The sequence below is a fragment of the Streptomyces zaomyceticus genome, from assembly GCF_014656215.1.
GTDB classification, from domain to species: Bacteria; Actinomycetota; Actinomycetes; order Streptomycetales; family Streptomycetaceae; genus Streptomyces; species Streptomyces zaomyceticus.
Map to the genome: position 1 here is coordinate 78,874 of NZ_BNBZ01000014.1, position 25,843 is coordinate 104,716.

The 25,843-nt window shown below is 72.4% G+C and carries 23 protein-coding genes; 14 read left to right on the top strand and 9 right to left on the bottom strand.

What is annotated here, in order from left to right; genetic code table 11:
- Positions 1-30: 30 nt before the first annotated feature.
- The 7 genes from IE311_RS19590 (at position 31) to IE311_RS19620 (ending at position 7,160) form a co-directional block, all read left to right on the top strand.
- Entirely contained in the window at positions 31-459 is a 429-nt protein-coding gene (locus IE311_RS19590) for a DUF7144 family membrane protein (RefSeq protein WP_189833021.1), read from the top strand.
- A 9-nt stretch (positions 460-468) separates the two neighbouring features.
- Positions 469-903, top strand: coding sequence for a hypothetical protein (locus tag IE311_RS19595; RefSeq protein ID WP_189833022.1), 435 nt, complete (start codon positions 469-471; stop codon positions 901-903).
- A 4-nt stretch (positions 904-907) separates the two neighbouring features.
- Positions 908-1,924: an endonuclease/exonuclease/phosphatase family protein gene (locus IE311_RS19600; protein ID WP_189833023.1), complete on the top strand. Its 1,017-nt coding sequence runs from the start codon at positions 908-910 to the stop codon at positions 1,922-1,924.
- Between the two features lie 18 nt (positions 1,925-1,942).
- Entirely contained in the window at positions 1,943-2,179 is a 237-nt protein-coding gene (locus IE311_RS19605) for a DUF2630 family protein (RefSeq protein ID WP_189833024.1), read from the top strand.
- A 191-nt stretch (positions 2,180-2,370) separates the two neighbouring features.
- Positions 2,371-4,332, top strand: a complete 1,962-nt coding sequence (locus tag IE311_RS19610) for an FUSC family protein (protein WP_189833025.1) — start codon at positions 2,371-2,373, stop codon at positions 4,330-4,332.
- Positions 4,333-4,529: 197 nt separating this feature from the next.
- A complete protein-coding gene (locus IE311_RS19615; RefSeq protein WP_189833026.1) occupies positions 4,530-6,005 on the top strand; it encodes an APC family permease in 1,476 nt (491 codons plus the stop codon).
- Positions 6,006-6,170: 165 nt separating this feature from the next.
- The gene (locus IE311_RS19620; protein WP_189833027.1) at positions 6,171-7,160 is read left to right on the top strand and encodes a hypothetical protein; all 990 of its coding nucleotides are present in this window, start codon (positions 6,171-6,173) and stop codon (positions 7,158-7,160) included.
- Between the two features lie 32 nt (positions 7,161-7,192).
- On the opposite strand, the gene IE311_RS19625 is transcribed toward IE311_RS19620, so the two are convergent.
- Entirely contained in the window at positions 7,193-9,265 is a 2,073-nt protein-coding gene (locus IE311_RS19625; RefSeq protein WP_189833028.1) for a PhoX family protein, read from the bottom strand.
- A 271-nt stretch (positions 9,266-9,536) separates the two neighbouring features.
- Here IE311_RS19625 and IE311_RS36755 point away from each other — a divergent pair, with 271 nt between their 5' ends.
- From IE311_RS36755 to IE311_RS19640, 3 genes are all read left to right on the top strand, one after another.
- A complete protein-coding gene (locus IE311_RS36755; RefSeq protein ID WP_229902025.1) occupies positions 9,537-11,609 on the top strand; it encodes a VWA domain-containing protein in 2,073 nt (690 codons plus the stop codon).
- Between the two features lie 278 nt (positions 11,610-11,887).
- On the top strand, positions 11,888-13,075 hold the full coding sequence (locus IE311_RS19635; RefSeq protein WP_189833029.1) for a 4-hydroxybenzoate 3-monooxygenase: 1,188 nt from the start codon (positions 11,888-11,890) through the stop codon (positions 13,073-13,075).
- A 126-nt stretch (positions 13,076-13,201) separates the two neighbouring features.
- Positions 13,202-14,905: a methyltransferase gene (locus IE311_RS19640; protein WP_189833030.1), complete on the top strand. Its 1,704-nt coding sequence runs from the start codon at positions 13,202-13,204 to the stop codon at positions 14,903-14,905.
- Between the two features lie 7 nt (positions 14,906-14,912).
- Here the strand turns inward: IE311_RS19640 and IE311_RS19645 are convergent, their stop codons facing one another.
- Positions 14,913-16,013, bottom strand: a complete 1,101-nt coding sequence (locus IE311_RS19645) for an ATP-binding protein (protein ID WP_189833031.1) — start codon at positions 16,011-16,013, stop codon at positions 14,913-14,915.
- Positions 16,010-16,666, bottom strand: a complete 657-nt coding sequence (locus tag IE311_RS19650; RefSeq protein ID WP_189833032.1) for a response regulator transcription factor — start codon at positions 16,664-16,666, stop codon at positions 16,010-16,012. Before IE311_RS19650 ends, IE311_RS19645 begins: the two co-directional genes overlap by 4 nt.
- A gap of 93 nt (positions 16,667-16,759) precedes the next feature.
- Here IE311_RS19650 and metG point away from each other — a divergent pair, with 93 nt between their 5' ends.
- Complete coding sequence (gene metG, locus IE311_RS19655) at positions 16,760-18,367, top strand: methionine--tRNA ligase (protein ID WP_189833033.1); 1,608 nt, start codon at positions 16,760-16,762, stop codon at positions 18,365-18,367.
- 81 nt (positions 18,368-18,448) lie between these two features.
- Here metG and IE311_RS19660 read toward each other — a convergent pair whose 3' ends face one another.
- From IE311_RS19660 to IE311_RS19670, 3 genes are all read right to left on the bottom strand, one after another.
- Positions 18,449-19,756: a hypothetical protein gene (locus IE311_RS19660; RefSeq protein ID WP_229902026.1), complete on the bottom strand. Its 1,308-nt coding sequence runs from the start codon at positions 19,754-19,756 to the stop codon at positions 18,449-18,451.
- A gap of 62 nt (positions 19,757-19,818) precedes the next feature.
- Entirely contained in the window at positions 19,819-20,172 is a 354-nt protein-coding gene (locus IE311_RS19665; protein WP_229902027.1) for a DoxX family protein, read from the bottom strand.
- A 193-nt stretch (positions 20,173-20,365) separates the two neighbouring features.
- Positions 20,366-20,728, bottom strand: coding sequence for a winged helix-turn-helix transcriptional regulator (locus IE311_RS19670; protein WP_189833034.1), 363 nt, complete (start codon positions 20,726-20,728; stop codon positions 20,366-20,368).
- A 55-nt stretch (positions 20,729-20,783) separates the two neighbouring features.
- Here IE311_RS19670 and IE311_RS19675 point away from each other — a divergent pair, with 55 nt between their 5' ends.
- Positions 20,784-22,010 (top strand): MFS transporter, encoded by a 1,227-nt coding sequence (locus IE311_RS19675; RefSeq protein ID WP_229902028.1) that lies wholly within the window; start codon positions 20,784-20,786, stop codon positions 22,008-22,010.
- 147 nt (positions 22,011-22,157) lie between these two features.
- Complete coding sequence (locus IE311_RS19680) at positions 22,158-22,931, top strand: triphosphoribosyl-dephospho-CoA synthase (protein ID WP_189833114.1); 774 nt, start codon at positions 22,158-22,160, stop codon at positions 22,929-22,931.
- On the opposite strand, the gene IE311_RS19685 is transcribed toward IE311_RS19680, so the two are convergent.
- The 3 genes from IE311_RS19685 to IE311_RS19695 all read right to left on the bottom strand — a co-directional run bounded on the left by IE311_RS19685 (position 22,928) and on the right by IE311_RS19695 (position 25,034).
- Positions 22,928-23,863, bottom strand: coding sequence for an intradiol ring-cleavage dioxygenase (locus IE311_RS19685; protein ID WP_189833035.1), 936 nt, complete (start codon positions 23,861-23,863; stop codon positions 22,928-22,930). The genes IE311_RS19680 and IE311_RS19685 overlap by 4 nt on opposite strands.
- A gap of 89 nt (positions 23,864-23,952) precedes the next feature.
- Positions 23,953-24,162, bottom strand: coding sequence for a DUF397 domain-containing protein (locus IE311_RS19690; RefSeq protein ID WP_189833036.1), 210 nt, complete (start codon positions 24,160-24,162; stop codon positions 23,953-23,955).
- Positions 24,159-25,034, bottom strand: coding sequence for a helix-turn-helix domain-containing protein (locus tag IE311_RS19695; protein ID WP_189833037.1), 876 nt, complete (start codon positions 25,032-25,034; stop codon positions 24,159-24,161). The genes IE311_RS19690 and IE311_RS19695 overlap by 4 nt, the downstream gene beginning before the upstream one ends.
- A 156-nt stretch (positions 25,035-25,190) precedes the next feature.
- On the opposite strand from IE311_RS19695, the gene IE311_RS19700 reads away from it, so the two are divergent.
- Positions 25,191-25,622, top strand: a complete 432-nt coding sequence (locus IE311_RS19700) for an ATP-binding protein (RefSeq protein WP_189833038.1) — start codon at positions 25,191-25,193, stop codon at positions 25,620-25,622.
- The last annotated feature ends 221 nt before the right edge of the window (positions 25,623-25,843 follow it).

Sequence of the window (25,843 nt, forward strand, 5' to 3'; positions counted from 1 at the left end):
GAACCGCCCGAACGCTCCGACGATGGGGCCATGAGCCAGAACAGCGCACCCACCCGCCAGCCGAGCGCCTCCGGCGCCTGGGCCTCCGGCGGCACCCTCTTCGCCGGTGTCCTCATGCTGGTCACCGGCTTCCTGGACGTCTTCCAGGGAATCGCGGGTATCGCCGAGGACGACGTCTACACCCGCGTCGGCGACTACGTCTTCAAGTTCAACCTCACCACCTGGGGCTGGATCCACCTCATCCTCGGCGTCATCCTCGCCATCGTCGGCATCGGCATCCTCAAGGGCATGGAATGGGGCCGGGTCGCCGGTATCGCGCTGGCATCCCTGAACATCCTGTTCCAGTTCCTCTTCCTGCCGTACCAGCCGTGGTGGGCGCTCTTCTCGATGGCGATCTCGATCTTCGTGATCTGGGCGCTGGCCACGGACAAGGCCTACGGCCCCGACAACACGTTCTGAGGCCGGCCGATGAGACGCATCCCCACGCTCGCCCTCGGCCTCACCGTCACCGCCGCCGCGCTCACCGTCACCGGCTGCGACGCCGCCAAGGAGACGGCGGGCGGCATCATCTCCACCGCCACCGCGGCCGTGGCCTCGGCGGCGGAGCAGAAGATGAACGAGGTCAAGGACGGGGTCAACGCCACCGGTGACGTGACCGCCGGGCCGACGAGCACCGACGGAGACCGCACGGTCGCCCAGATCACGGCGACCAACCCGAAGGACCAGAACGCCGACTACACGGTCATGGTCACCTTCCGGGACACCGAGGGGAACTTCCTCGACACGGTCGTCCTCAGCATCGACGGCGTCCCGCCCGGCGAGTCCAAGACCGGTACGGCACGCAGCAATCGGACGCTCTCGGGCGATACGAAGGCAGAGATCGCGCAGGCCCTGCGACACTGACGGAGTGGACCGAGTCCTGACCGCAGAGCCCGTGAGCAGCAGCCCCGCCCCACCGACCCCCGAGCCTCCCCTCCGGCCCAGGCACCGCGTCACGGCCTGGGCCGCCGGACTGCTCCTGGTCGTCCCCGCCCTGATCGCGGCCTGCCGCGTCCTCGACACGGACGCGATCACCCCGGTCCCCCAACTCCTCTCCTTCCTCCCCTGGCTGACGGTTCCGGCGGGCCTCGCCCTGCTGCTCACCGTCGCCGCGCGGCGACGGGTGCAGGCCTTCGTGGCGGTCCTCGTCCTCGGCGCCACCGCCTGGAGCTCCGTGCCGTACATGCCGCAGGCCGTCATCCCGTACGGGCTGCCGCTGGCACAGGTGAGGGTCATCGCCTCCAACGTCGAATTCGGCCAGGGGACGAAGGCGTTGACCGAGGTGGTCCGGCGGGAGCACCCGCAGCTCGTCTTCGTCTCGGAGTGCGACCGCGCCTGCCGGGACACCCTCACGAAGACCTTCGCCACGGACCTTCCCCACTACGCCTCCGTCGACGGCGAGGGCTCGGTCGGCTCGATCCTGCTCAGCGCGTACCCGCTGCGCGACTGGCGGATGATCCCGGCGGCCATGGGCATGCCGGGCGCCACCGCCGACATCGCGGGCGTGGCCGTACGGCTCCAGCTGGCGCACCCGCTCCCGCCCCTGCCGGGCCAGGTCCACCTGTGGAAGAGGGAACTCGGCAGGATCGCGGACTTCGCCGCCGCCGACCCGGGCCCCACCCTGATCGCCGGCGACTTCAACGCCTCCCAGGACCACGCCTCCTTCCGCGCGATCCTCGACGCGGGATGGCTCCAGGACGCCTCCCGGCGGGCCGACGCCAGCCGCACCCCCACCTGGCCGATGGAGGGCCCCCTCCCCCCGTACGTCCAGATCGACCACGTCCTCGTCAGCGACTTCAGCGTCCGCGGAGTCCGCTTCCTCGACATCGCCGGCTCCGACCACCGGGCCGTCCTCGCCGATCTCGACCTGCGCGGCCCGCGCTGATCGGAGACGCTTGAGGACATGGAGAACGAGGAGATCCTGGACGACATCGGTGCCCTCGTCGAGGAGGAACGCGCCCTGCGCACGCGCGCGGGCGGCCTTCTCCCCGAGGAGCTGGCCCGTCTGGCGGACCTCGAGGTCCGCCTCGACCAGTGCTGGGACCTGCTGCGCCAGCGCCGGGCGAAATCGGAGTTCGGCGAGGATCCGGACACGGCGGCCCTCCGCCCGGCCGCCGAGGTCGAGTCCTACCGCAACTGACGGCGGCCCCCGCGGGCCCCTCCGCCGGAGGCCGGGACACCCCGGGTGACGGCGGCCCCCGCAGCCCCGGCGTCCAGCACCGGGCCCCCGCGCTCCGACGGTGACCGCCCGGCCCCGACGGCGACCGCCCGGTGCGCCCGCCGCCGAGTTGTGCCCGCAACGGTGGCGGGCGGGCCCAGTACGTTGGCCCCATGGCAAGACCCCGCTCCAGCCTGCTCGCCCCTCCCGCCTGGCTCACCGCCGGGCTCCGGCCGGCCCCCGTGCCCGTTCCCTGGGCCGCCGTCGGGCGGGCCGCCGTCGCCCTGTCCGCGCCGCTCGCCGTGGGGCTCGCCGTCGGGCAGCCCGCCTACGGGGCGCTCGTCTCCATGGGGGCGCTCTCCGGGGTCATCGGCGACACCGCCGACGCCTACCGGATGCGGGTCTTCAACATCGCCGTGCCGCAGCTCTTCGGAGCCGTCGGCGTCACCCTCGGGACCCTCGTCTTCGGGCACGGCTGGGTCGCCGTCGCCGTGCTCACCCTCGTCGCGCTCGTCTCCGGGATGATCTCCTCGATCGGGGCCGTCGCCTCCGTCTCCGGGCTCCTCCTGCTGCTCAACGCCGTCGTCGGCGCCGGACTCCCGATGCCCGACCCCTGGTGGAAGGCGCCGCTCCTGCTCACCCTCGGTGGGCTCTTCGTGCTCCTCCTCACCCTGCTCGGCTGGCCGCTGCGCCGCGCCGCCCCCGAACGCTCGGCCGTCGCCGCCACCTACCGGTCCGTCGCCGACCTGTACGAGGCCACCGGGACCTCCGCGTACGACGAGAAACGGCAGGCCGTCACCGCCTCCCTCAACCAGTCCTACGACCTGATCCTGGCCCGCCGTGCCCGACAGCACGGCCGCGCGCCCTCCCTGGTCCGGCTGCTCGCCCAACTGAACGTCGTCGTCCCGCTCGTCGAGGCCGCCCCCGCCGCCCATCTCCGGGCCCAGCTCCACGGCCCCCTGTCCGCCACGATCCCCGCCGCCGTGCGGGACCTCGCCGACGCCGTCGACGAGGGCCGCACCGGGGCGCCCGAACCGGATCTGCCGACCCCCGAGCGGCCCGCGGAGAAGGCCGTGGACCACGCCCTGCGGTACGCGGCGACCGTCGTCCACGAGGCCGAGCCCGACCCGGCCAACGTCGACGACCGGCTCGGCCGGCCCGCCGCGCTCCGGGTCCGCGTCCGCCGGACCACCCGGGCCGTCCTGTTCTCCGAGGCGTCCTGGCGGTACGGGCTGCGCCTCGCCCTGTGCATCGGGCTCGCGCAGGCACTCGTCTCGCTGATCGCCGTACCCCGCTCGTACTGGGTGGCCCTCACCGTCACCTTCGTCATGAAGCCCGACTTCGGCTCGGTCTTCTCCCGGGCCGTGCTGCGCGCCTTCGGCACCGCCGCCGGCCTCCTCCTCGCCGCCCTGGTCCTCGCCGAGGTCCCGCGCGGCTGGTGGGACGTGCCCGTCATGTGCGTGCTCGCCGCGCTCATCCCGGCGTTCTCCGCGAAGGGGTACGCCTTCCAGACCGCGGCCATCACCCCGGTGATCCTGCTGCTCTCCGACACCCTCAACCAGCAGGGCTTCGACCTGGTCATGCCCCGCCTGTACGACTCGCTGATCGGCTGCGGCATCGCGCTGATCGCCGGCTATCTGCTCTGGCCCGAGTCCTGGCACACCCGGATCGGGGACCGGCTCGCGGACGCCGTCGCGGACACCGCCGCCTATGTGGCCTGCGCCTTCACCGGGAACGGCGGGGATCCGGGGGACCAGGGCAGCCGGCTGCGGGCCCGGCGGAAGCTCTACCGCGATCTGTCGACCGTCCGCTCCGAGTTCCAGCGCGCCCTGACCGAACCGCCGCCCACCGGCACCCGCGCCGCCGCCTGGTGGCCGCTCGTCGTCGCGGCCGAACGGATCGTGGACGCGACGACGGCGGCCCGCATCCGGGTCGACCACGGCGCCCCCTCCCCCGATCCCGCGGAGGTCACCGCCGTGGAGCGCGAGTTGAGGGAACTCGCCGACGGACTACGGGGCACGGACACCCTCGTGGAGGTCCGCACGGAGCTCCACGGCGACGAGAGCGGAGTCCTGGAACCACTCCGTCAGGAGGTCCGCGCGGCCCGTGCGATCGCCGGTCCCGACCTGCGATAAACCTTCCTCCGGGGGCGTACGGGAGGACTTACCGGCGGTCACGGAACGGAACCCTCCCCACCGCCGTTACCGGAAGCCACCGGGGCGACTACGATGCGCTCGATCTCACCTGGATCCGCGCCCGCCGCCGTCGCGAACCGGCCCGGCGGACGGGCCACTTCGCCCTGCCTCACCCCCCGCGCCCCGAGGACCCCGCCATGCGCACCACGACGAACAGAGGGCTCCAGCCCAATGTCCTCGGCACCTTCGACACGATCGTGATGGCCGTCGCCGGCAGCGCCCCCGCCTACTCGATGGCCGCGACCACCGCCGTGCTCTTCGGCGCCGTCGGCTACGCCGGGCCCGCCGCCCTGCTCTACTGCGCGATACCGATGTTCGGCATCGTCCTCGCGTACGCCCGCCTCGGGCGGATCGACGTCAACGCGGGTGCCGGCTACTCCTGGGTGGGCCGCACCCTCCACCCCTTCCTCGGCTTCCTCTCCGGCTGGGCGCTGGTCTTCGCCGCCACCGTCTTCATGGTGGCCGGTTCGCTGCCCGCCGGCTCCCTCACCCTCGCCCTGATCGACCAGGACCTCGCCGACAGCACCCCGCTCGCCGCCGCCGTCGGAGCCGCCTGGTTCCTGGTGATGCTGCTGGTCGTCCTGGGTGGCGCCCGGCTCACCGTCCGGGCCCAGCTGATCATGTCGGGCGTCGAGATGGTGATCATCCTCGGCTTCGTCCTGGCCGCCCTGGCGCACCGGGGGCGGGCCACCGCCTTCGACTGGTCCTGGTTCGGCCTCGGCCAGTTCGACGGGCCGCAGGGCTTCGCCGCCGGCGCGCTGATCGCCGCGTTCTACTACTGGGGCTGGGACGTCACCAGCAACCTCAGCGAGGAGACCCGGAACAGCCGCCGCACCGCCGGACTCGCCGCGCTCGTCGGCGTCGGCTTCGTCTTCCTCCTCTTCGTGGCCGTCACCGTCGTCGTGAACGTGCTGCTGACCGCCGAGGAGATCCGCACCGCGGGACCCAACGTCCTCGCCGTCGTCGGCCAGGCGGTCTGGCCCGGCGTCGGCGGGAAACTCCTCGTCGTGGCCGTCCTGCTGTCCACCGTCGCCACCCTGGAGACCACCCTCCTCCAGGTCACCCGCTCGCTCTTCGCGATGGGCCGCGACCGGACCCTGCCGGCGCCGCTCGGCGACGTGCACCGCCGCTGGAACACCCCGTGGGTCGCGATCGTCGCCGTCGGCGGTGCCGCCCTGCTGATGTTCGCGGCCGCCGCGGCCGCCGGCTCCGTCCAGCAGATCCTCCGCGACGCCGTCTCCGCGATCGGTCTCCAGATCGCGTTCTACTACGGCCTCGCGGGCATCGCCGCGGTCGTCGCGTACAAGTCGGTGCTCTTCCGCTCCGTACGGAACCTGCTGCTCGGCGGCCTCTGGCCGCTGCTCGGCTCCGCGTTCATGCTCTGGACCTTCTACGAGTCCCTCGGCGAACTCTCCACCACCGCCCTCACCATCGGCCTCGGCGGCCTGCTCCTCGGCGTCGTGCCCCTGATCGTGTACTGGCGCAAGGGCAGCGACTACTACCGCCCGGCCCGCCTGGACGCGGTCCGCGCGATGGAGGCCGCCGAAGGCTCGGGCCCGGCCTCCCGCCCGCGTACGGGAACCCGGGACAAGAGCTACGCGACGGACTTCTGAGCACCGGACGAACCCCGGTGCACCGGATACCCCTCTCCACACTGGGGAGGACCGCACCGCGACACCCGCACCGGACGCCCCGCACGACCAGAACCACCCGCACGCCCCCGCAGGACCCGCACGCCCACGACTTCTGACGGCAGCCGAACCCGAAGGAGGCCCCCGATGGCCGTACGCCGCCGCTCCGCGCGCTCGGCACGCCAGGAGCGCTTCGCTCCCGACTTCGACCCGGACTTCGGGGACCGCGCCCTGACCGAGGCGCGCCACGACATCGTCATCGGACGCTGGCAGGGCGTACGGGACCTGCTCGCCGCCACCGGCGACCACTGGGCGCGCCGCACCCACCGACTGCGGCTCCTCTCGCACGCCGCCGCCGGCAGCTCCACCGTGGAGACCTGGCGGGCCGCCGAACCGGGCAACCCCGACGCGGCCGTGCTGCGGGCCGCGACCGAGGTGGTGCGGGTCTTCGACGCGGCCATCGCGGCCGGCCGGGGCGCCGCCGTCGAACGCGGCCGGATCGACGCCGCCGTCGACGCCTGCCGGGGCGCGGCCGAGGCCGCCCCCACCGACCCCATGCCGTGGGTGTCGCTGCTCTCGGTGGCCAGACTGTACGAGGGCGGGGTGCCGCGCCGGGAACTGCGCCACTGGTTCGACGAGTTGCGGCGCCGGGACCCGTACAACACCGAAGGCCACATCCAGGTGCTGCGCTACTGGTCGGCGCGCTGGCACGGGACGCACGGCAGCATGTACGACTTCGCCCGCGACGCGGCGGGCGTGGCACCGCCCGGCTCCCCCCTGCCCGTGCTCGTCCAGGTGGCCCGGGTCGAGGAGTACCGGTACATCGCGGACGGGGCGCTCGGGCGGGGCCCGGTGCGCGGCTTCGACCAGCACTGGAAGCACGAACTGGCGGTGACGGAGCTGCGCCGCACCCACGCCCGCTGGATCGGCGGCCGGGAGCCCGGGGCGCCGGTCGCGCCGGAGGAGGTCGGCGACCTCCACTTCCTGGTGCACGCGGCCTGTTACGCGGGCCAGGTCGAGATCGCCCGGGAGCTGCTCGGGATGCTCGGCGCCCGGGCCGCGTGGGTGCCGTGGGCGTACACGGGCGACCCGGAGGAGCAGTTCGTACGGTTCCGGGAGGGCCTGGGAGTGGAGTGACCGCGCGACCCCGCTCCCGGCCCTCGTGGCACTCAGACGCCGATGTCGCGGCCGTCCGTGCGCCACACGGCGACGACCGACGGACGGACGATCTTCCCGGGTCCGTCGGGCCAGACCGAGGCGGGCTTCTCGACGGAGGCCCCGTCGATCTCGCCCGGGTGCTGCACGGCGACCAGGACCCGGCGGTCCTGGATGATCGGGCCGCAGGTCTCGGCGCCCTTGGGCACGGTCAGGAACTGCTTGAGCTCACCGCGCCGCTCGCCCTGCGTGGCGACACCGAACAGGCCGTCGTGCGAGCCGAGCTGGGCGCCGTCCGTGGAGATCCACAGGTTGCCGTGCGGGTCGAAGGCCACGTTGTCCGGGCAGGAGATCGGGGAGACCTTCTCCTTGGGGTAGCCGGCGAAGTAGGTGGCCGGGTCGTTCGGGTCGCCCGCGACCAGGAACAGGCGCCAGGCGAAACCGTCGGAGGACGGGTCGTCCCAGTTCTCGGCGAGTTCGAGGATCTGCCCGTGCTTGTTGAGGTTGCGCGGGTTGGCCTCGTCGGCACCGGCCTTGCCGGGCTTGCCGCGGTCGGTGTTGTTGGTGAGCGCGACATAGACGCGACCGGTGCGCGGGGACGGCTCGACGTCCTCGGGCCGGTCCATCTTGGTGGCGCCGACCTTGTCACCGGCGAGGCGGGTGAAGACGTACACCTCCTCGGCGGTCATCCCGGGGACGTGCGAGACGTCACCGGTGGCGAGCGGGATCCACACACCGGAGCCGTCGAACTCGCCGTCGGCGGGGTGCTTGCCGGTGCCGTCGATCTCGGCGGCCGGGGAGTCGCCGGTCAGCTTGGCGACGTACAGCGTGCCCTCGTCGAGCAGGGTCAGGTTGTGCTCGCGGGCGGCCCGCGAGTTCCCCTTCTTCATCCGCTTGCTGGAGACGAACTTGTAGAAGTAGTCGAACCGCTCGTCGTCGCCCATGTAGACGACCGGCCGGCCGTCGTCGGTGAGCCGGGGCTGCGCGGCCTCGTGCTTGAAGCGGCCGAGCGCGGTGCGCTTGCGGGGCGTCGAGTCGGGGTCGTACGGGTCGAGCTCGACGACCCAGCCGAAGCGGTGGACCTCGTTGGGCTCCTGCTTGAGGTCGAAGCGCCTGTCGAACCGCTCCCACTTGCGCTCGGTGGCACCGGTGCCCACGCCGTAGCGCTTGTCGGTGGCGCTGGAGCCGTTGGCGAAGTACTGGTTGAAGTTCTCCTCGCCGTGGAGGGTGGTGCCCCACGGGGTGGTGCCGCCGGCGCAGTTGTTGAGCGTGCCGAGGACGATCCGGCCCTCGGGGTCGGCGGAGGTCTTCAGCAGGTCGCTGCCGGCCGCGGGGCCGGTGACCTCGAACTCGCTCGTCGTGTGGAGACGGCGGTTGAGGTAGTGGCGGGAGACCGGGGAGAGCTTGCCGGTGCGGTGCTCCTCCTGGACGACGACGACCGAGAGACCGTGCGCGGCCCAGGCGATCTCGACCTGCTCGCGGGTCGGGTTGGCGGCGTCGTAGCCGCGGAACATCAGGACTTCGTCGGTGTACTCGTGGTTGGCGACGAGGACCTGGCGGTCGCGCTCCCCGCGCAGCGGCAGCAGGGAGAGGAAGTCGTTGTTGTAGCCGAACTGACCGGCCTGGGCCTTCGCCGTCTGCTTCTCGGAGTCGAAGGCGGGGGCGCCGCGGAGGATGGGCTCGCCCCAGCGGATGACGACGTTCTGGGAGTAACCGGCGGGAACGGTGACCTTGTCGGCGGTGTTGGGCGCGACGGGCGTGAAGCGCAGACCACGGGCCCCGTCGGCCCTGCCGGAGCCGTGACCGTGGCCGTGACCGGTGCCGGGCTGCTGGGGGCGGGCGACGGCCTCCGGCGCGTTGCCGAGGGCGAGGGCTCCACCGGCGGCGGAGGCGACCGTCACGACGGCGGCGGCACGCAGGGCGGAACGGCGCGAGAGCGCACCGGCTATGACATCGCCGACGTACTCGTTGTCGCTGGTGTTGGGCACCTCGTGGAAGCAGGCGTCACCGCAGCGGTAACGGCAAGTGAGAGCGGAACGGCCGCCTCCGTGGGGGTTTGTGCTCAGCAGCGGCAGCAGTTTGCGCACTTCGTCCTCCTCCGGCGCACACTGCGCCGACATGGTGTCGGGATTCCTTCGGCGGCGACGCTATGTGCGCACATCTGCACAGGGACGGCGGCGGAGTGAACGCCGAATGAATGCCCGGCAACCGGGGGCGACCGGGTCACCGGGGAGGGAGGGGGTGGCCGCTAACCTTACGTGTCCGCCCTGGCCAGGGATGAACGTCCCGAAACGCCCAGTACGGACATTCACACGCACCCATCTCATGCGAAAGGGTTCGCCCATGGGTATTCGGAGCATGCTGCGCAAGGTATTCGGCAGGGACCGCGAGGAAACCCCGGCGACCTCCGTCCCGCCCCAGACGCGTGAGACCCCCTCAACGTCCTCGGCCTCGGGCTCGACCTCGGGCTCGGACTCCGCGCCGGAGAACGAGGCCCAGCGGGCGGCGGACGATCTGGTGGCGGCGTCCTTCGACAACCCGCAGATCCCGCGGGCACGGGCGAAGACGCGGTCGGCCGGAACGGAGGCGGAGGCGCCTGCGGCTGAAGCGGAGACGAAGGCGGCGACGTCTGCGGCTGAAGCGGCGGCGGAGCCGTCGGTGCCGGAGGCGCGCGCGGCTGAAGCGGTGGCGCCTGCGGCTGAAGCGGAGCCGGAGCCGGCCGGCGGAGCCGAGGACGCGCCTGCTGCGGCTGCGGAAGCGCCCGCTGGAGCGGAGGACGCCACCGCTGCGGGGACGGAGACGGCCCAGGACGCGGACGTCGCCACCGCTGCGGAGACGGACGACGCCGAGGCACCTGCCGCTGAGGCGGAGACGACCACCGCCGAGGCGGAGACGGCTGTTACGGCTGACGCCGAGGCGGAGGTCGCGGAAGCGCCCGCCGCGGAGGCGGAGACCGCCGCTACGGCCGACGCCGACGCCGTCGAAGCGCCCGCCGCCGACACGGAAGCCGCCGTTGCGGCCGCGGACACCGCCGCCACCGACGCCGACGCCGACACGGACGTCACGGAGGCACCCGCCGCCGACGCCGAGACCGTCGCTACGGCTGACGCCGACACGGACCTCGCGGAAGCGCCCGCCGCCGAGACGGAGACCGTCGCTACGGCTGACGACACCGCCACCACCGACGCCGACACGGACGTCACGGAGGCACCCGCCGCCGACGCCGCGGAAGCGCCCGCCGGAGCGGAGGCCACGGAGGCGCCCGCCGCCGACGCCGAGACCGCCGCTACGGCCGACGCCGACGCCGTGGAAGCACCCGCCACCGAGACGGAAGCCGCCGTTGCGGCCGCGGACACCGCCGCCACCGGCACCCACGCCGACACGGACGTCACGGAGGCACCCGCCGCCGAGGCGGAGGCCGTCGTTGCCGCTGCGGACGTGGCCGTGGGCGCCGAACCGGCGGAGGAGCCGGAGGCGGAGGTCCCGGCTGCGGAGGCGTCCGTCGTCGAGGAGCCCGTCACGGTCGAGGCCGTGGCCGACGGGTCGGAGGCGGAGCCGTCCGCCACCGCCGAGCCCGAGCCGGAGGCCGGCGCCGACGCCGACGCGGCGCCGGAGGCCGGTGAGCTCGTCACCGCCGCCGTGGAGGAGCCGGAGGCGGCTCCCGTCCCCGCGGTCGAGGCCGACCCGGCTCCGGAGGAGCAGGACGTCGAGCCCGTGGCCGTCGCGGCGGAGCCGCAGACCGGCGAAGCCGACGACGCCGACGCCGTCGGCCCCGCGCTCCCCCTCGCCCGGGTCAAGACCCTCGCCCCGCACCTCGTCGACGCCTACAAGGCCGCCGGGGCGCAGCTCAGGAAGCAGGAGCTGGCGGGGGCGCGGGCCGCCGTCTACCTTGTGGTGGACCGGTCCGGTTCGATGCGCGGGTACTTCAAGGACGGGTCGGTGCAGCGGCTCGCCGAGCAGGTCACCGCGCTGGCGGCGCACCTCGACGAGGACGCCACCGTCACGACCGTGTTCTTCTCGACGGACATCGACGGGACGGTCGACCTGACCCCCGCCGACCTCACGCCCACTCGGGTGGAGGAGGTCAACGCCGGCCTCGGCCGCCTGGGCCGTACCAACTACCACCGCGCCGTGGAAGAGGTCCTCGCGCACCACGAGAAGGCGGACCCGGCGCGCCCCGCCCTGGTCGTCTTCCAGACGGACGGCGCGCCGGAGTCGAAGACCGCCGCGGCGCAGGCCCTGGCCGAAACGGAGGGCCGCCCGCTGCACTGGCGGTTCGTGGCCTGGGGCGAGGAGGACAACAAGGCCTTCGACTTCGTCCGGAAGCTCGACGGCACTCCTCGTACCGGCACGTTCTTCGCGGGCGTGACCCCGGTCGAGACCGCGCACGCCGCCTTCTACCGCGGTCTGCTCGCGGGTCTGGAGTTCTAGGGGCCCCAGGAGGGCGCGTCCCGCCGCGTGGGCGGGACATTTCACGGCGCGGGCCGGGTCCGGGAGCTTCCCGGGCCCGGCCCGCCCGTCCGAGCGCGGTCGACACGGTCGGCCGAGCCCGGGCGCGGCGGATGCGGCGTCCCGAGGCCCCCCGTCGTCGGCAGAATCCTTTTCTCTTCCTCTGCGGCATTCGGGTGATATTCACCGTTCGCTGAGTTTCACCGCCCCTAAGATCCACTCTTGTGACAGACAGCCAAAGCCCTTACCCCGCAACGGACATGGCCGGTTCCGCCGACGTGGTGATCCTCGGCGCGGGGCCCGCCGGGCTGGTGCTCGGGAACCTCCTCCTCCGCAGCGGCATCGACTGTGTCGTCCTGGAGCGCGCGAGCCGCGAGCACGTGCAGCAGCGGGCGCGGGCCGGATTCCTCGTCCCGCACACCGCGGCGGTACTGGCCCGGAACGGCCTCGACGAGGGGTTACGCAAACGGGGACTGGAGCACAGCGTCTGCGAGTTCCGCACCGAGGACGGGCGCTTCCGCCTCGACTACGGTCTGCTCGGCAGGGGCGAGCCGCACACGGTCTATCCGCAGCACGAGCTGGTCACCGATCTCGTGGCGCTCTTCCTCGGGGCGGGCGGCCGGATCCGCTTCGACACCGAGGTGCTCGACGTGACCGGTGCGGACGAGCCGCGGCCCGCGGTGTCCGTCCGGGAGCCGGACGGGCGGACCGCCCGGTGGCGGGCGCGGTACGTCGCCGCCTGCGACGGGCGGCACGGAGCGGGCCGGCGGTCGCTGCCGCCCGGCGCGGTGCGCCGCCACCACCGTGACCACGGGGTCACCTGGCTCGGGCTGCTGGCCGAGGCGCCGCCGAGTCTCGACGCCGTCGGATACGCCACGCATCCCCGGGGGTTCGCCGGGCACATGGCCCGCTCCTCCGACGTCACCCGCTACTACCTCCAGTGCGCGCGCGGCACCGAGGCCGGGGACTGGACCGAGGAGCGGGTGTGGGACGAACTCGACCTGCGGATGCGCTCCGAGGAGTTCGGTCCGCTCCGGCGGGGGCGGATTCTGGGCCGCACGGTCGTCGACTTCGAGTCGGACGTCCTCGAACCGCTGCGCCACGGCGCGCTGTTCCTCGTCGGTGACGCCGCGAGCCTGATCAGCCCGTCCGCCGCGAAGGGCGCCAACCTGGCGGTGCTGGAGGCCGATCTCCTCGCCCGCGCGCTCGCCGACGACCTGTTGCACGGCGACTCCGGTGGCCTCGACCGGTACTCGGCCCGGTGCCTCGAACACATCTGGCGCGCGCAGGAGTTCTCGTACTGGATGATCCAGCTCCTGCACCGCGTGCCCGGCCCCGACGGAAGCGCCTCGCCCTTCCAGGAGGGCCTGCGGCGTGCCCGTATGGAGGCGTTGCGGAGCTCCCGCGGCCAGCAGGACTGGTTCGCCGAGAACTACGTCGGCATCTGACCGACCGAGGACTCCCCCTCCCCCTCCCCCTCCCCTCCCTCTCCCCTTCCTCCCCGTACCTGTTCCGGGGCCTGTCCGGCCCGCCCGTCGGCTTTGCCGTGCCCGCTTCCGAAGGATGCCCTCGCCATGAAGACCACCACCGCGAATCCGACCACAGCCCCCCACGACGTCGTGCGGCTGCGTGACACCGCCGACTTCGTCCGGGCGCAGGAGACCCCCGACCTGTTGGCGCGCGTGCTGCCCGGGCTCGACGGACCCGAGTTGCGGGCGATGACCGAGCGGTGCCGGTTCGCGCACGCCGCGCTGCTCGTCTTCCCGCCCGACGGGCGGACCCTCCGGGCGGAGCTGACCGCCGCCGGCCTCTCCCCGGACGGCGAGACGCGACCGAGCGTGGTGGTGCGGGAGCGGCTGGCGGCGCGGCACGGGCTGGGGGCCGGGGAGCTGGACGTACGGATCCTCCGGCCGGGGGTGCACGGTCCCGGCGGCGAGGGGCGTGCGGTGGAGGTGTTCGCGCTGACCGTCCCGGAGGGTTCGGAGCTGGCGGCCGTGGCCGCCGAGGAGCGGGCGGTGGACCGGGAGGCGCATCTGGCCTTCGACGTCGAGCGCCCGGACCCCCTGGTGCTGCGCGGGCTGCGGGCCGGCTTCCTCCGGCACGGGGCGGTCGCGGACGGGGGCGGTTACAACCCGCACGAGGACGGGACCGTCTTCTACTTCGCCGCGCCCGACGAGACGAAGACGCCCTACCGGCGGGTGGAGCTGTACGCGCGGGGCGACCACCGGGACGTGCTGGCCGAGCACCTCGACGGCCCCCGGGCCGCGCATCCGGCGGAAACGCTCCTTCGCCTGCTGACCGGCGCCTGGACGACTCAGGCGCTGGCGGCGTGCGCGGAGCTGCGGCTGCCGGAGGCGATGAGCCCGGGCGTCGCGAGGGGGGCCGAGGAGCTGGCAGGGGCGGTGGGTGCGCGGCCGGAGAGCCTGGCGACGCTGCTGCGGTACCTCGCGATGGTGGGCGTGGTGGTGGAGGAGCCCGGCGCGCGGGGATCGTTCCGGCTGACGGAGGCGGGGCTGCTGCTGCGCGAGGACGCCGGGGGTTCGATGCGGGCGCTGGCGCTGATGTACGGGGGGCCGTTCTACGAGTCCTTCGCACGGCTCGCGCACACCGTGCGGACGGGAGAGCCGGGGTTCGAGGACCGCTACGGCGAGAACCACTTCGACTACTTCGCGCGCCGTCCGGAGCTGGCCGCCCGGTTCGACCGCTCCATGGTGGCGAGCGCCGCGATGTTCGATCCGCTGCCGGAGCACCCGGTCGTCAGGGCCGCGGCCGCCGTTCCCGGCGGGCGTACGGTCGTCGACGTCGCCGGCGGCACCGGGGAGCTCCTGGGGCGGCTGCTGGACGCGCACCCCTCGCTGCGCGGTGTCCTCCTCGAACGCGCCCATGTGATCGAGGCGGCGCGCGCCCGCCTCGGCGCGGTCGCGGAGCGGTGCGACTTCCGGACCGGTGACTTCGCGGACGTGCCGGCGGGCGGGGACGTGTACGTGCTCTCCCGGGTCCTGCACGACTGGGACGACGAGCGGTGCCGGTCGATCCTGCGCCACTGCGCGGCGGCGATGCCGCCGGAGGCCGACCTGCTGATCGTGGAGCGGCTGCTGCCCGTGGACTCCTCGCCGTCGCTGGCGACCGCGTGGGACCTCCACATGATGTGCAACACGGGAGGGCGGGAGCGTACGGCCGCGGCGTACGCCCGGCTGCTCGCCGACGCCGGCCTGGAGCTCGTCGGCCACGGCCCGCTGCCGCTGGAGGCCCATGTGCTGCACGCCCGCCGGCGGTGACACGCTCCTAGGGGGTGTCGTAGGTCGTGACGGTGACCGGCAGGGTCACCGTCACCACCAGCCCGCCGCCCTCCCCCGCGCCGCGTGCGACCGCCCGTACGGTCCCGCCGTGCGCCACGGCGATCGACCGCACGATGGAGAGGCCGAGCCCCGCGCCGGGGCCCATCCGGTCCCGGCCCTCGCCCCGCCGGAAGGGTTCGAAGAGTCCGTCGACGTCCTCGGCGGGTACGACCGGCCCGGTGTTGGTGACGGTCAGGACGCCGCCGTCCACCCGCACGTCGACCCGGCCGCCGGGCACGTTGTAGGCGACGGCGTTCGCGACGAGGTTCCGTACGAGCTGCCCGAGGAGGACCCGGCTGCCCCGTACGACTCCGCCGTCGGCCACCACGTGGGCGTCCTCGTACTCCTCCTCGACGGTCTCGCCCAGGGGCACGTCCTCCCGGTCGGCGAGGCCGCGCTCGCTGCGGGCGAGGAGCAGCAGCCCGTCGATGAGCCGTTCGCTGCGCCGGTTGGCGTCGAGCAGCACGTCCCGTACACCGCAGTCGTCGTCGAGGCCGACCTGGATGGCGACGCGCTGGGTGGCGAGCGGGGTGCGGAGTTCGTGGGAGGCGTTGGCGATGAAGCGGCGCTGGCTGTCGAAGGCGGTCTCCAGGCGTCCGAGCAGCGCGTCGATGGTGTCGCCGAGCTCCTTGAGCTCGTCGTCGGGGCCGGTGACGGCGATCCGGTCGTGCAGATTGCGTGCGGAGAGGCGCCGGGCGCGGGCGGTCATCTCGTGCACGGGCCGCAGCACGCGACCGGCGGTCCACCACCCCACGACGACGGCGCAGCAGGCCATGACGAGCAGGGCGAGGCTCGACCACATGAGCATCTGCTCGCCGGCGGCGCGGCTGATGTCGTCCCCCAGCTCGTACGCCTCGACGACCGCCACGCTGTCGGCGCGGGCGACGATCGCGTCGGTCTCGTCGTCCGTCCCGGCGAGCACGAGCAGGTTCACGACGAGCAGCAGCACCGTCCCGAGGACCAGGAAGGCACCCCCGTACACGAGCGCGATCCGCGTCCGGATGGTGGAGCCCGCCCCCAGGTATCCCGTGTCACCCCCCGGCGTCACAGCCGGTACCCCACGCCCTGCACCGTGGTGATCAGCGCGGGCTCCGCCAGCTTCGCCCGCAGCTTGCTCATACAGACGCGTACGGCCCCGGTGAAGGGGTCCGTGTGGGCGTCCCAGGCACGGTCGAGGAGTTCTTCGGCGGAGACGGCCGCCCCGTCGGCCTCCAGCAGGATCTGGAGGACGGTGAACTCCTTCGGGGAGAGGTCGAGGTCGCGCCCGTCGCGGGTGGCGGTCCGCCGGGCGGTGTCCACGCGGAGCCCGTACCGCTCCAGGAGCGGGGGAAGGGCCGGCCGGGCGGAGCGGCGCCGCAGGGCGCGGACCCGGGAGACCAGCTCGGGGAACTCGAAGGGCTTCCCGAGGTAGTCGTCGGCGCCCAGGTCGAGCCCGGTGACGCGGTCCTCGGTGGTGGTGGCGGCGGTCAGCATGAGGATGCGGGTCGGGGAGCCTTCGGCGACGAGCCGCCGGGCGACGTCGTCGCCGTGGACGCGGGGCAGGTCGCGGTCGAGGACGAGGACGTCGTACGGGTGGAGGCCGAGGTGGTCGAGGGCCGCGTCGCCGCTGTGCACGGTGTCGACGGCGAAGCCCGCGCGCCGCAGGCCGGTGGCGACGAGCTCGGCGAGGGGGCGTTCGTCCTCGGCTACCAGTACACGCATGGGTCTCATCCTCCCGCGCGCCGGTCGCCCGGCGGCCGGGCCCCACCTCCGGCGATGTGAGTGGATCTTCGTACGGCCGTTAGGATTTCGACCATGGCGGCCACTGGATCCGAGAAGCAGGGGGCGAAGGCGTTTTACGTCACGACCCCCATCTACTACGTCAACGACGCTCCTCACCTGGGCCACGCCTACACGACCGTCGCAGGCGATGTGCTCACGCGCTGGCACCGTCAGCGCGGCGAGAAGGTGTGGTTCCTCACCGGCACGGACGAGCACGGTCAGAAGATCATGCGCACGGCAGAGGCGAACGACGTCACGCCGCAGGCCTGGTGCGACAAGCTCGTCGAGGAGGCGTGGAAGCCCCTCTGGGAGCACCTGAACATCGCGAACGACGACTTCATCCGCACCACGCAGAAGCGTCACACCGACCGCGTCCAGGAGTTCGTGCAGGACCTGTACGACAAGGACGAGATCTACAAGGGCGGGTACGAAGGCCCGTACTGCGTGGGCTGTGAGGAGTACAAGCTCCCCGGCGACCTCATCGAGGCGGAGGACGGCACCAAGCTGTGCGCCGTCCACAAGAAGCCGGTGGAGATCCTCAAGGAGGAGAACTACTTCTTCAAGCTGAGCGAGTACGGCCCGAAGCTCCTGGAGTTCTACGAGGCGAACCCGGGCTTCATCCAGCCGGAGTCGGCGCGCAACGAGGTCGTGAACTTCGTCAAGCAGGGCCTGGAGGACCTCTCCATCTCGCGCTCGACGTTCGACTGGGGCGTCCCGGTGCCGTGGGACGAGAAGCACGTCATCTACGTGTGGATCGACGCGCTCCTGAACTACGCGACGGCCGTCGGCTACAACGAGAACCCGGAGAAGTTCGACGAGACCTTCCCGGCGAACGTCCACCTCATCGGCAAGGACATCCTGCGCTTCCACGCGGTGATCTGGCCGGCGATGCTGATGGCGCAGGGCCTGCCGGTCCCGGGCCGGGTCGCGGCCAACGGCTGGCTGATGGTCGGCGGCGAGAAGATGTCGAAGTCGAACCTGACGGGCATCAAGCCGCAGGACCTGACCTCGCACTTCGGCGTGGACGCGTACCGCTGGTACTTCCTGCGGGCGATCGCGTTCGGCCAGGACGGTTCGTTCTCGTGGGAGGACTTCTCCGCCCGCTACACGTCCGAGCTGGCCAACGACTACGGCAACCTCGCCTCGCGCGTCGCCGCGATGGTCGGCAAGTACTTCGACGGCGCGCTGCCGGCCTCGACGGCCGACGGCGACGCGGAGAAGGCGATCCACGAGGGCCTGGCCAAGGCCGTCGCGACGGCGGACGCGAAGATCGGCGAGGAGCTGGACTTCCAGGGCGGCATCCTGGCGATCTTCGACTTCGTGAAGCAGGTCAACGGCTACATCACGGAGCAGGAGCCGTGGAAGGTCGCGAAGGACGAGTCGGAGGAGGGCCGGGCCCGCCTGGCGACGATCCTCTACACGGCCGCCGAGTCGCTCCGCGCCGTCGCCGTCCTGCTGAACCCGATCATGCCGGAGACCTCGCAGGCCCTGTGGGAGTCGCTGGGTGCCGAGGCGTCCCTGGGCGCCCTGGCCACCCAGCCGGTCCAGTCCTCCGGCACCTGGGGCCGGCTCCCCGCGGGCACGACGGTGACGAAGGGCGCGGTGCTGTTCCCGCGTCTGGAGGAGCCGAAGAAGGACTGACGTCCTCGACGGACCTTTCGGTACGACGCCGTGGCCGCCCACCCCACGAGGGTGAGCGGCCACGGCCGTTGTGCGGACAGGTCAGGCGGGCGGGTCGAGGGAGAACACCACCCGCTTGCCGCTGGTGTGGTTCGCCCGCTCGTTGAGCCCCCAGAGCCGACCCGAGGACGGGGCCCAGGACAGGTTCTGGGTGAGGGGCGGGGCCTGGGTGACCACGTGCGGCGCCTCTCCGGGCTTCGCGCGGTGGATGCAGTACGGCACGTCGCTGTCGGTCGTTCCGGCGTACTCGGGGCACTCACCGCTGAAGTAGTAGTACGTGCCGTCGGTCGCGGCACCCTGCACCTTCCAGATGGGCACGCGGTAGGCGGCGTTGGCCGTCACACGGCCGGTGTAGTTGTTGGCTCCGTCCGTCTCCAGGAGTCCGTCGGTGGCGTTGAGCGGCCAGCGCACGACGGGCCGGCCGCCCTTCGCGGCGAACTCGGAGGTGACCAGGCTGTCGGTGCCGTTGCGGTCGAGGCTGAGCGAGGTCAGACAGGGCGTGGCGGGAGACGTGTCGCTGCAGGGCGCGCCCGCGGCGGCGTTGGAGTAGATGCCGATCATCGGCAGGGCCCAGTTCTGGTTGGCGGCGTGCGCCTTGCCCCCGACGACCCCGACGGCCGAGGAGCTGTTGTCCATCTTCCACAGGTGCCGCAGGTCGTAGACCTGGATCTGGTGGCCGGTGGCGACGAAGAGCTTGTTGCCGTACCAGGAGATCCCGTCGGCGTGGGCCCCCGGGAAGGGCCTGGCGCCGGACGTCGGGTCACCGACGGCCCGGAAGTTCGCGGTGGTCCCGGAGCCGTAGGGGTCGACCAGGAGGATGTGGTTGTAGACGGGCGGCCCGGCCGGGCTGCTGTTGTCGACGACCGTGATGCGGGCCTTGGTGTTGTCCGGGTTGTGCCAGGAGGCGATGTAGACGTGCTTGCCGTTCCAGGTGCCGCCGGGCTGGGCGTCGTGGGATCCGGTGAAACCCTGCGGCGTCCACACGTCGGAGGTGTCGTCCGTGGTGTTCCAGCAGAAGCCGTTCGCGCCGTACGAGGGGTCGAGGTTGCTTGTGTGGCACAGGCCGGCACGGCCGGTGTGCCCGTTCCCGTCGAGGACCCGCGAGAGGGCGGGCTCGTCGGGGAAGGAGGTGACCCTGCCGGTGGCCTCAAGGGCGTTGATGGCGGCCCAGCGGCCGTTGAAGTCGCCTGCGGTGAGTGTGTACGTGGAGGCGTCCAGGGGCGCCAGCGGCGTCGCGGCGGCGGCCGGCTGCGCCGACGCCAGGGAGAGGCCGAGGAGTCCGAGCGCCGACAGGACGGCACCGACGGTGCGGGAGCCTCGGCGCGGTCCGGATGATCTTCTGTTGAGCATCGGGCGATGGTACGCGCGCGGCCGGGGCGGGAACGTCCCCGCCCGGCCCCCTCGGCCTCTCTTCACCAGGTCAGAGCGAGGGCGGCGACGGCCGGCGCCATGTAGACGAGCGGGAAGGGCACGTGGCCGTACGAACGGGCCCGGATCACGGTGACGACGGCCCCGGCGAAGTACAGGATCAGCCCGATCGCGGCGAGCGTCCCGATCACGGGCAGGAAGAACCCCGCGAGGAGTCCGAGTGCGCCGGCGACCTTGGCGGCGCCGAGCCGGTTCCACCACGAGCGCGGCACGCCGTAGGCGGCGAGCGGCTCGACGACGAACGCGGCGCGGAAGAAGATCGACGCCCCGGAGAACCCGGCCATGAACGCGGCGACGGCGGTGACGACGACTGCGGTGGTGGACATCTCGGTGAACATCGCGACGGCTCCTTCAGCCTCTCCGTGTCCGCCTCGACCGAGCCGGACACAGCACTGACGGAGCCCGGACGGGATGTGTGACGGCCCCGGCGGAATCTCTCAGGACGGTTTCCCCGGCGTGGGAGTCGCAGGCGTGCGGGACCCGCCGGTCGGCACGGTCACCGGCTTCCCGCGACGCACCGGGTGTTCGGGGTCACCGCCGCGCGTCGGCCTGGGCGCGGGCGCGTTCGATGTCGGGGACGTGACTCTCGGCCCATTCCCGAACGGCTCGTAGGGGTGTGAGCAGTGACCGCCCGAGGTCGGTGAGGGCGTACTCGACGTGGGGAGGACTCGCGTGAATCTCCGTGCGGGAGATCAGACCGTCGTACTCCATCGCGCGAAGGGTCTCGGTGAGCGCCTTCGATGTGATCCCCCGGATGTGCGCCTTGAGCTCGGTGAATCGCATCGGACCGTTGTCCAGCGCGTTGACGACGAACACCGTCCAGCGCGCTCCGATCCGGTGCAGGACGGTGCGACTGGGGCAGGTCGCGGCCATGACGTTGTAGGCGTTACCCATGCATGACTCCCGGTAGCGTTGTAGATACCGGTATAGAATCTATACCGTCCGGCTGGTGACCATTCCCGCTCGCACGATCCGCCCCTCGCCCGCTCGGCACGGCCGCTTCGTCGCGGCGATCGTCATCGACTCGATCGGCACCGGAGCCTTCGTCCCCGTTTCGATGCTGTTCTTCCTGGCCACGACGTCGCTGACGCTGGTGCAGGTGGGCGTGGCACTGACGACGGCCGGGCTGCTGGCGCTCCCGGCGGGCCCTCTGATCGGAGGACTGGCCGACCGGTACGGCGCCAAGCCGGTACTGCAGGCGGCGAACCTGGCCCAGGCGCTCGGCTTCGCCGGGTACCTCGTCGCGGACCAGACATGGCAGATCGTCATCTGCGCCTGGCTGAGCAGTGCCGGGCGGGCGGTGTCCTTCAGCTGCTACGGCGTGACCGTCACCGCGCTGGCCGCGCCTGGCCGACGCGAGCGTTGGTTCGGCCTTCTGGGTTCCCTACGCAACCTCGGCTACGCGCTCGGCGGGCTGCTCTCCGCCGTCGCGGTCGGTTTCGGCACCCACGGCGTCTGGGCCGCGATCGTGGTGGTCAACGCCTTGTCCTACGTCACCGCCTTCGTTCTGATGCGGTCCGTGCCGAACATCCGCCCCGAGGCGGGCCAGGACGCCGCCGATGGCTGGGGGCGCGTGCTCCGGGACCGGCGGTACCTGTCGCTGGTCGCGCATCAACTGTGCTTCGCGATCTCCTTGTTCGCCCTCAACATCGCGATACCCGTCTACGCCGTGGAGGTGCTGGGACTACCTGGCTGGACTGCCGGCGCGGTCTTCACGCTCAACACCCTGATGGTCGGCTTCGGCCAGGGAATCGTCCTCCGGTGGCTCGGAGGGCGAACCCGCAGCCGCGTCCTCGTCGCCGGACACGCCTGCTTCGCGGCCGGCTACCTCCTGTTCCTTGCCGCCGACCGCGTGGTCGCGCTCGCCCTCGCGGTCGGCATCGTCCTGCTCGGTGCGGTCAGCTACACCTTCGGCGAAGTCCTCTGCGGCCCCATCACCTCGACTGTCGCCGCGGAGAGCGCCCCGGACGCTCTCCGCGGCCGGTACTTGGCCCTCAACCAGCTCGCCGTGACCGTCGCGGGAGCGGTCGCTCCGGCCGCCCTCTCCGGACTGCTGTCCAGCGGGGCGACCACGATCTGGCCGACCCTGGTCGGCGTCAGCGTCCTCGGAGCCACACTCGCCACGATGATCGGCAGAGTGGTGCCGGCGGCGCGGAGCGGCATCGGAGGTGTCTAGCGCCCGGGGAACGTGCGTGATCTGCCGGACAGGGCCTGGCCGAGATGCGTCGTACGGCTCGACGGGGTGACGGACACAGCCGCCGCACAGGCGGTGGCGAGCAGGCTCCCAGGTCCGGGGCCTAGCGTGCCGCGCATGATCGGGAGCATCGGGAATCGTGAGGACGAAAGGCTGGCCCGCGCCGCTGTGGAAGCGCTGGTGGCGGGGATCGACCTGACGCCCAGGCCGGGGCTTCCGGGCGGGCGGCGCACGGACGGCGGGGACCTGCGATGGTCCGCCGAGGCGCTGGCGCCCGGGCTCGCCGCGGTGGCGGCGGTTGCACGGCGGGTCGGGGAGCCCTCGGCGGCACTGCGGATCGAACTCGGGGCGGTCGGGCGGTCCACCGAGCGGAACATGGCGCGGGCCGACGGGGGGCGGGTGCTGCACCACGGAGCCGTATGGCCGCTGGGGCTGCTCGTGGCCGGGGCCGCTCTCGCGCCGCGTGGGACGGCCGAGGAAGTAACCGCGCTCGCGGGACGGATCGCCGCTCACCCGGACCGGCGGGCACCGCGCACGCCCACCCCCGGCTCGGCCGTCTCCGTCCGGTACGGCGCCGCCGGCGCGAAGGGCGAGGCACGGGCCGGGTTCCCGCACGTGCGACGGGCCTTGGCGGCACTGGACACTGCGCGGCGCGCCGGGGCGCGCGAGCCGGAGGCACGGATCAACGCCCTGCTCGCCGTCATGACGACCCTCCAGGACACCGGCCTGCTGCACACGGCGGGGCCGTACGGCCTGCGCGAGGTGCAGGACGGGGCCCGGGACGTCGCCGAGGGCCGTCTGTCCCTCGACGACTTCGACCGGCGCCTGCGGGAACGCGGTCTCCGGCCCCGGGGCAGCGGCCACCTGCTGGCCGCCGCCCTGTTCCTGGACGGCCGCCGCTAGGCGGAGGTCCCCGTGTGGGTCTCGTCCGGGTCGACGCCCATCGTCAGGGTGGCGTGGACCCCCTTCGCGATCTTCCCCTTCGGGTACGTGAGGGTGAGCAGGCCGCCCTCGGCCCCGTTGCCGGGATAGATGGTGTCGTCGTCGAGGGTCGTCCGCTCGGTGGTGCTCGTGGAGTACGGGGCGACCTTCGCGGAGTCCAGAACGGCGGCCTCCGCGAAGAACAGCTGCCCGGTGTGGCAGGTGTGGCCGCCCTCGTACCCGGCACTCGTCATCTTCCCGCCGACGTGCACCTTGGTGTGGACGTGCACGCAACGCCCCCGGTACCAGCCGGGGAACACCGTCCGGAACTCCACGTACCCGTGCTTGTCGGTGAGCTGGGTGCCGCGCAGATACCGCTTGTCGTCGGTCGGCTCCTCGTGCCCGCCGCCTCCGCCGCCACCCGGTCCGCCCGTCGGGGGCGTACCGGTGGGCGGGGTGCCGGTGGGCGCGTCGGTGGGCGGCGTACCGGTCGGGGGCGTACCGCCCCCGGGGGCACCGCCTCCGCCGCCCGTGCTCAGGCTCTCGTACCCGGAGTAGATGCCGAGCGCGTCGCAGTGCCAGATGTCGACGGCGGCGCCGCGCAGCGGCTTGCAGGTGTCGGAGTCGATCACCTTGAGGCGGACGGTGAGCGGGATGCCCTCCCGGTCCTCGGTGATGTCCTTCCGGATCTTGTCCGCGTCGATGTAGTACGGACCTTCGGTGGTCTCCGAGGTGAGCCGGTAACAGGCCTCACCCGTCGTGGGCTTCGCGGCCGGCTTCTTCCCGGCGGCTCCGCCCGCCGAGGCGGCGGAGACGACCCCGACGCCGATCCCCGCCGCGACCACGACCCCACCACCGGCGACGAGTGCCCGCCGCCGGGTCATGTCCCGCCTGTGCTTCTGGTTTTCGCTCATGGGCGAGGACCCTAGGAACCGGGCCTGTCAGGGACGTGGGAGCGGGCTGTGGGTTCCTGTGTACGTGTACCCGTGCGAGCGCGTGTACGTCAGCTGCCGACGGCGTACGAGACGAAGCCGGCCCAGGCGGCCGGCGTCAGCGCGAGCTGGGGACCGCCCAGGTTCTTGGAGTCGCGGACGTGGACGGTGGCGGGGGTGGGGGCGATCTCGATGCAGGAGTCACCCTCGCTGCCGCTGCTGTAGCTGCTCTTGAACCACGCCAGATCGGAGGAGTCCCCGGCCGAGGTGTTGCGGATCATGTCTCTCCCAGCAGTTGCTCGATGAGGGCCGACGACTCACGGGGAGTGAGAGCCTGAGCCCGGATGATGCCATACCGCAACTCCAGGATATGGAGCTGCTTCCGCTCGGTCACGGGCCGACCGTTGGCCACCACCGGCGAGCGCCCGACCACCGTTCCGTCATCGAACTTCAGCACCTCGATCCCACCATCCACTCCGGCGTGCTCCTCACGGTCCATAGGCATGACCTGAAGCTCGACGTTCCGCATCCGCCCGACCTCCAGCAGGCGTTCCAATTGGGGGCGCCGCAGGCTTCGCCCGCCCAGCGGACGACGAAGCGTCCACTCCTCCAGTACGAAACTGATCTCAGGCGCGGGATCGCGCAGGAAGATGGACTGCCGGGCCACCCGCCCGGCCGCCATCCGCTCCACCTCGTCCTGCGTATACGCCGGACGTCGCATGAGCAGCAGCCCGCGCGCGTACTCCGGCGTCTGCAGCAGGCCATGGATGTTGAGCGGGTCGTACAGCTGGATCTCGACCGCCTTCGCCTCCATCTTCGCCAACGCCCGAACCTTCTTCGGGTACCGGACCTTGGCCACGTCCTCCTTCATGGCGGAGAGCAGCCCGCCCGCCCCCAGCACCTCGTCCGCCTTGTCCAGGAACTCGGGGCGCGGGATCCTCTTCCCGCTCTCGATCTTGTAGATGAGGTCCTCGCCGTAACCGGTGGCGGCACCGAGCTCGGCGGCCCGCATGCCCACCGCCTCCCGCCGGAGCCTCAACTGCCGCCCCACGGTGGCGACCACGGCCACACCCCAGTCGTCGTCCGGGTCGACCTCCCACCCCGGCTCGTCCGCCTCGGTCTTGAGCCGCTGCGCCCCACCGTCCACCGACATGCCGCACCCTTCCGTCGCCCCGCTTCATGGTGCGACGCCCCTACCCGTCGCAGGGGTCCGGACAGGCCGGACAGCAGTGGACAAGCTCCGGACAGTCACCCTACGCATCGTCATCGTCACTGTTCACGGTAGCCAGCGGCGGCCACGCTCGGTGACGTGAATCAGAAGAGCACCACCCAAGTACCGGTACCAGCGCACGACTTCGGGGTACTGCTGTCGCCTACGGCACGCGGGGCCCGGCTCGCACGGCTGCTCGCCGTCGAGTGGCTGCGGTCGCGGGAGCTCCCGTACGGCGTGGCGGAGGCGGCGGCGCAGATCGTCGCGGAGCTCGCGGCGAACGCGGCGACGCACGGCCGGGTGGGCGGCCGGAACTTCCGTCTGGCGCTGCGGATTTCGCCGAAGGTGCTTCGGATCGAGGTGACGGACACCCGGGGTGAGCGACTGCCCCGAGCCCAACCGGCCTCGCCGACGGGCGACTCGGGGCGGGGGCTGCTCCTGATCGAGGCGCTGGCCGACCGGTGGGGCGTCGAGCTCGGTCCGGTACCCGGGAAGACCGTATGGGCCGAACTCGCTCTCTCACGCCTCTGACCTGCGAAAACGACGCACGCACCGGAACCCGGAAACGCGGGTTCCGGTGGGTCGGGCGGTCTTTCCAAGGAACGACGAGAGAGAAAGAAACCTCTCCAAACCCCACCCTTTCCCGCCCCGGGGCACAGACTCACTCATGCGAGTGAAAGACACCAACTCGGTTGGAGTCGGGACGGGTTACCTGCAATACGCTCAGCCCGATCGGCATATGCCGCCAGACA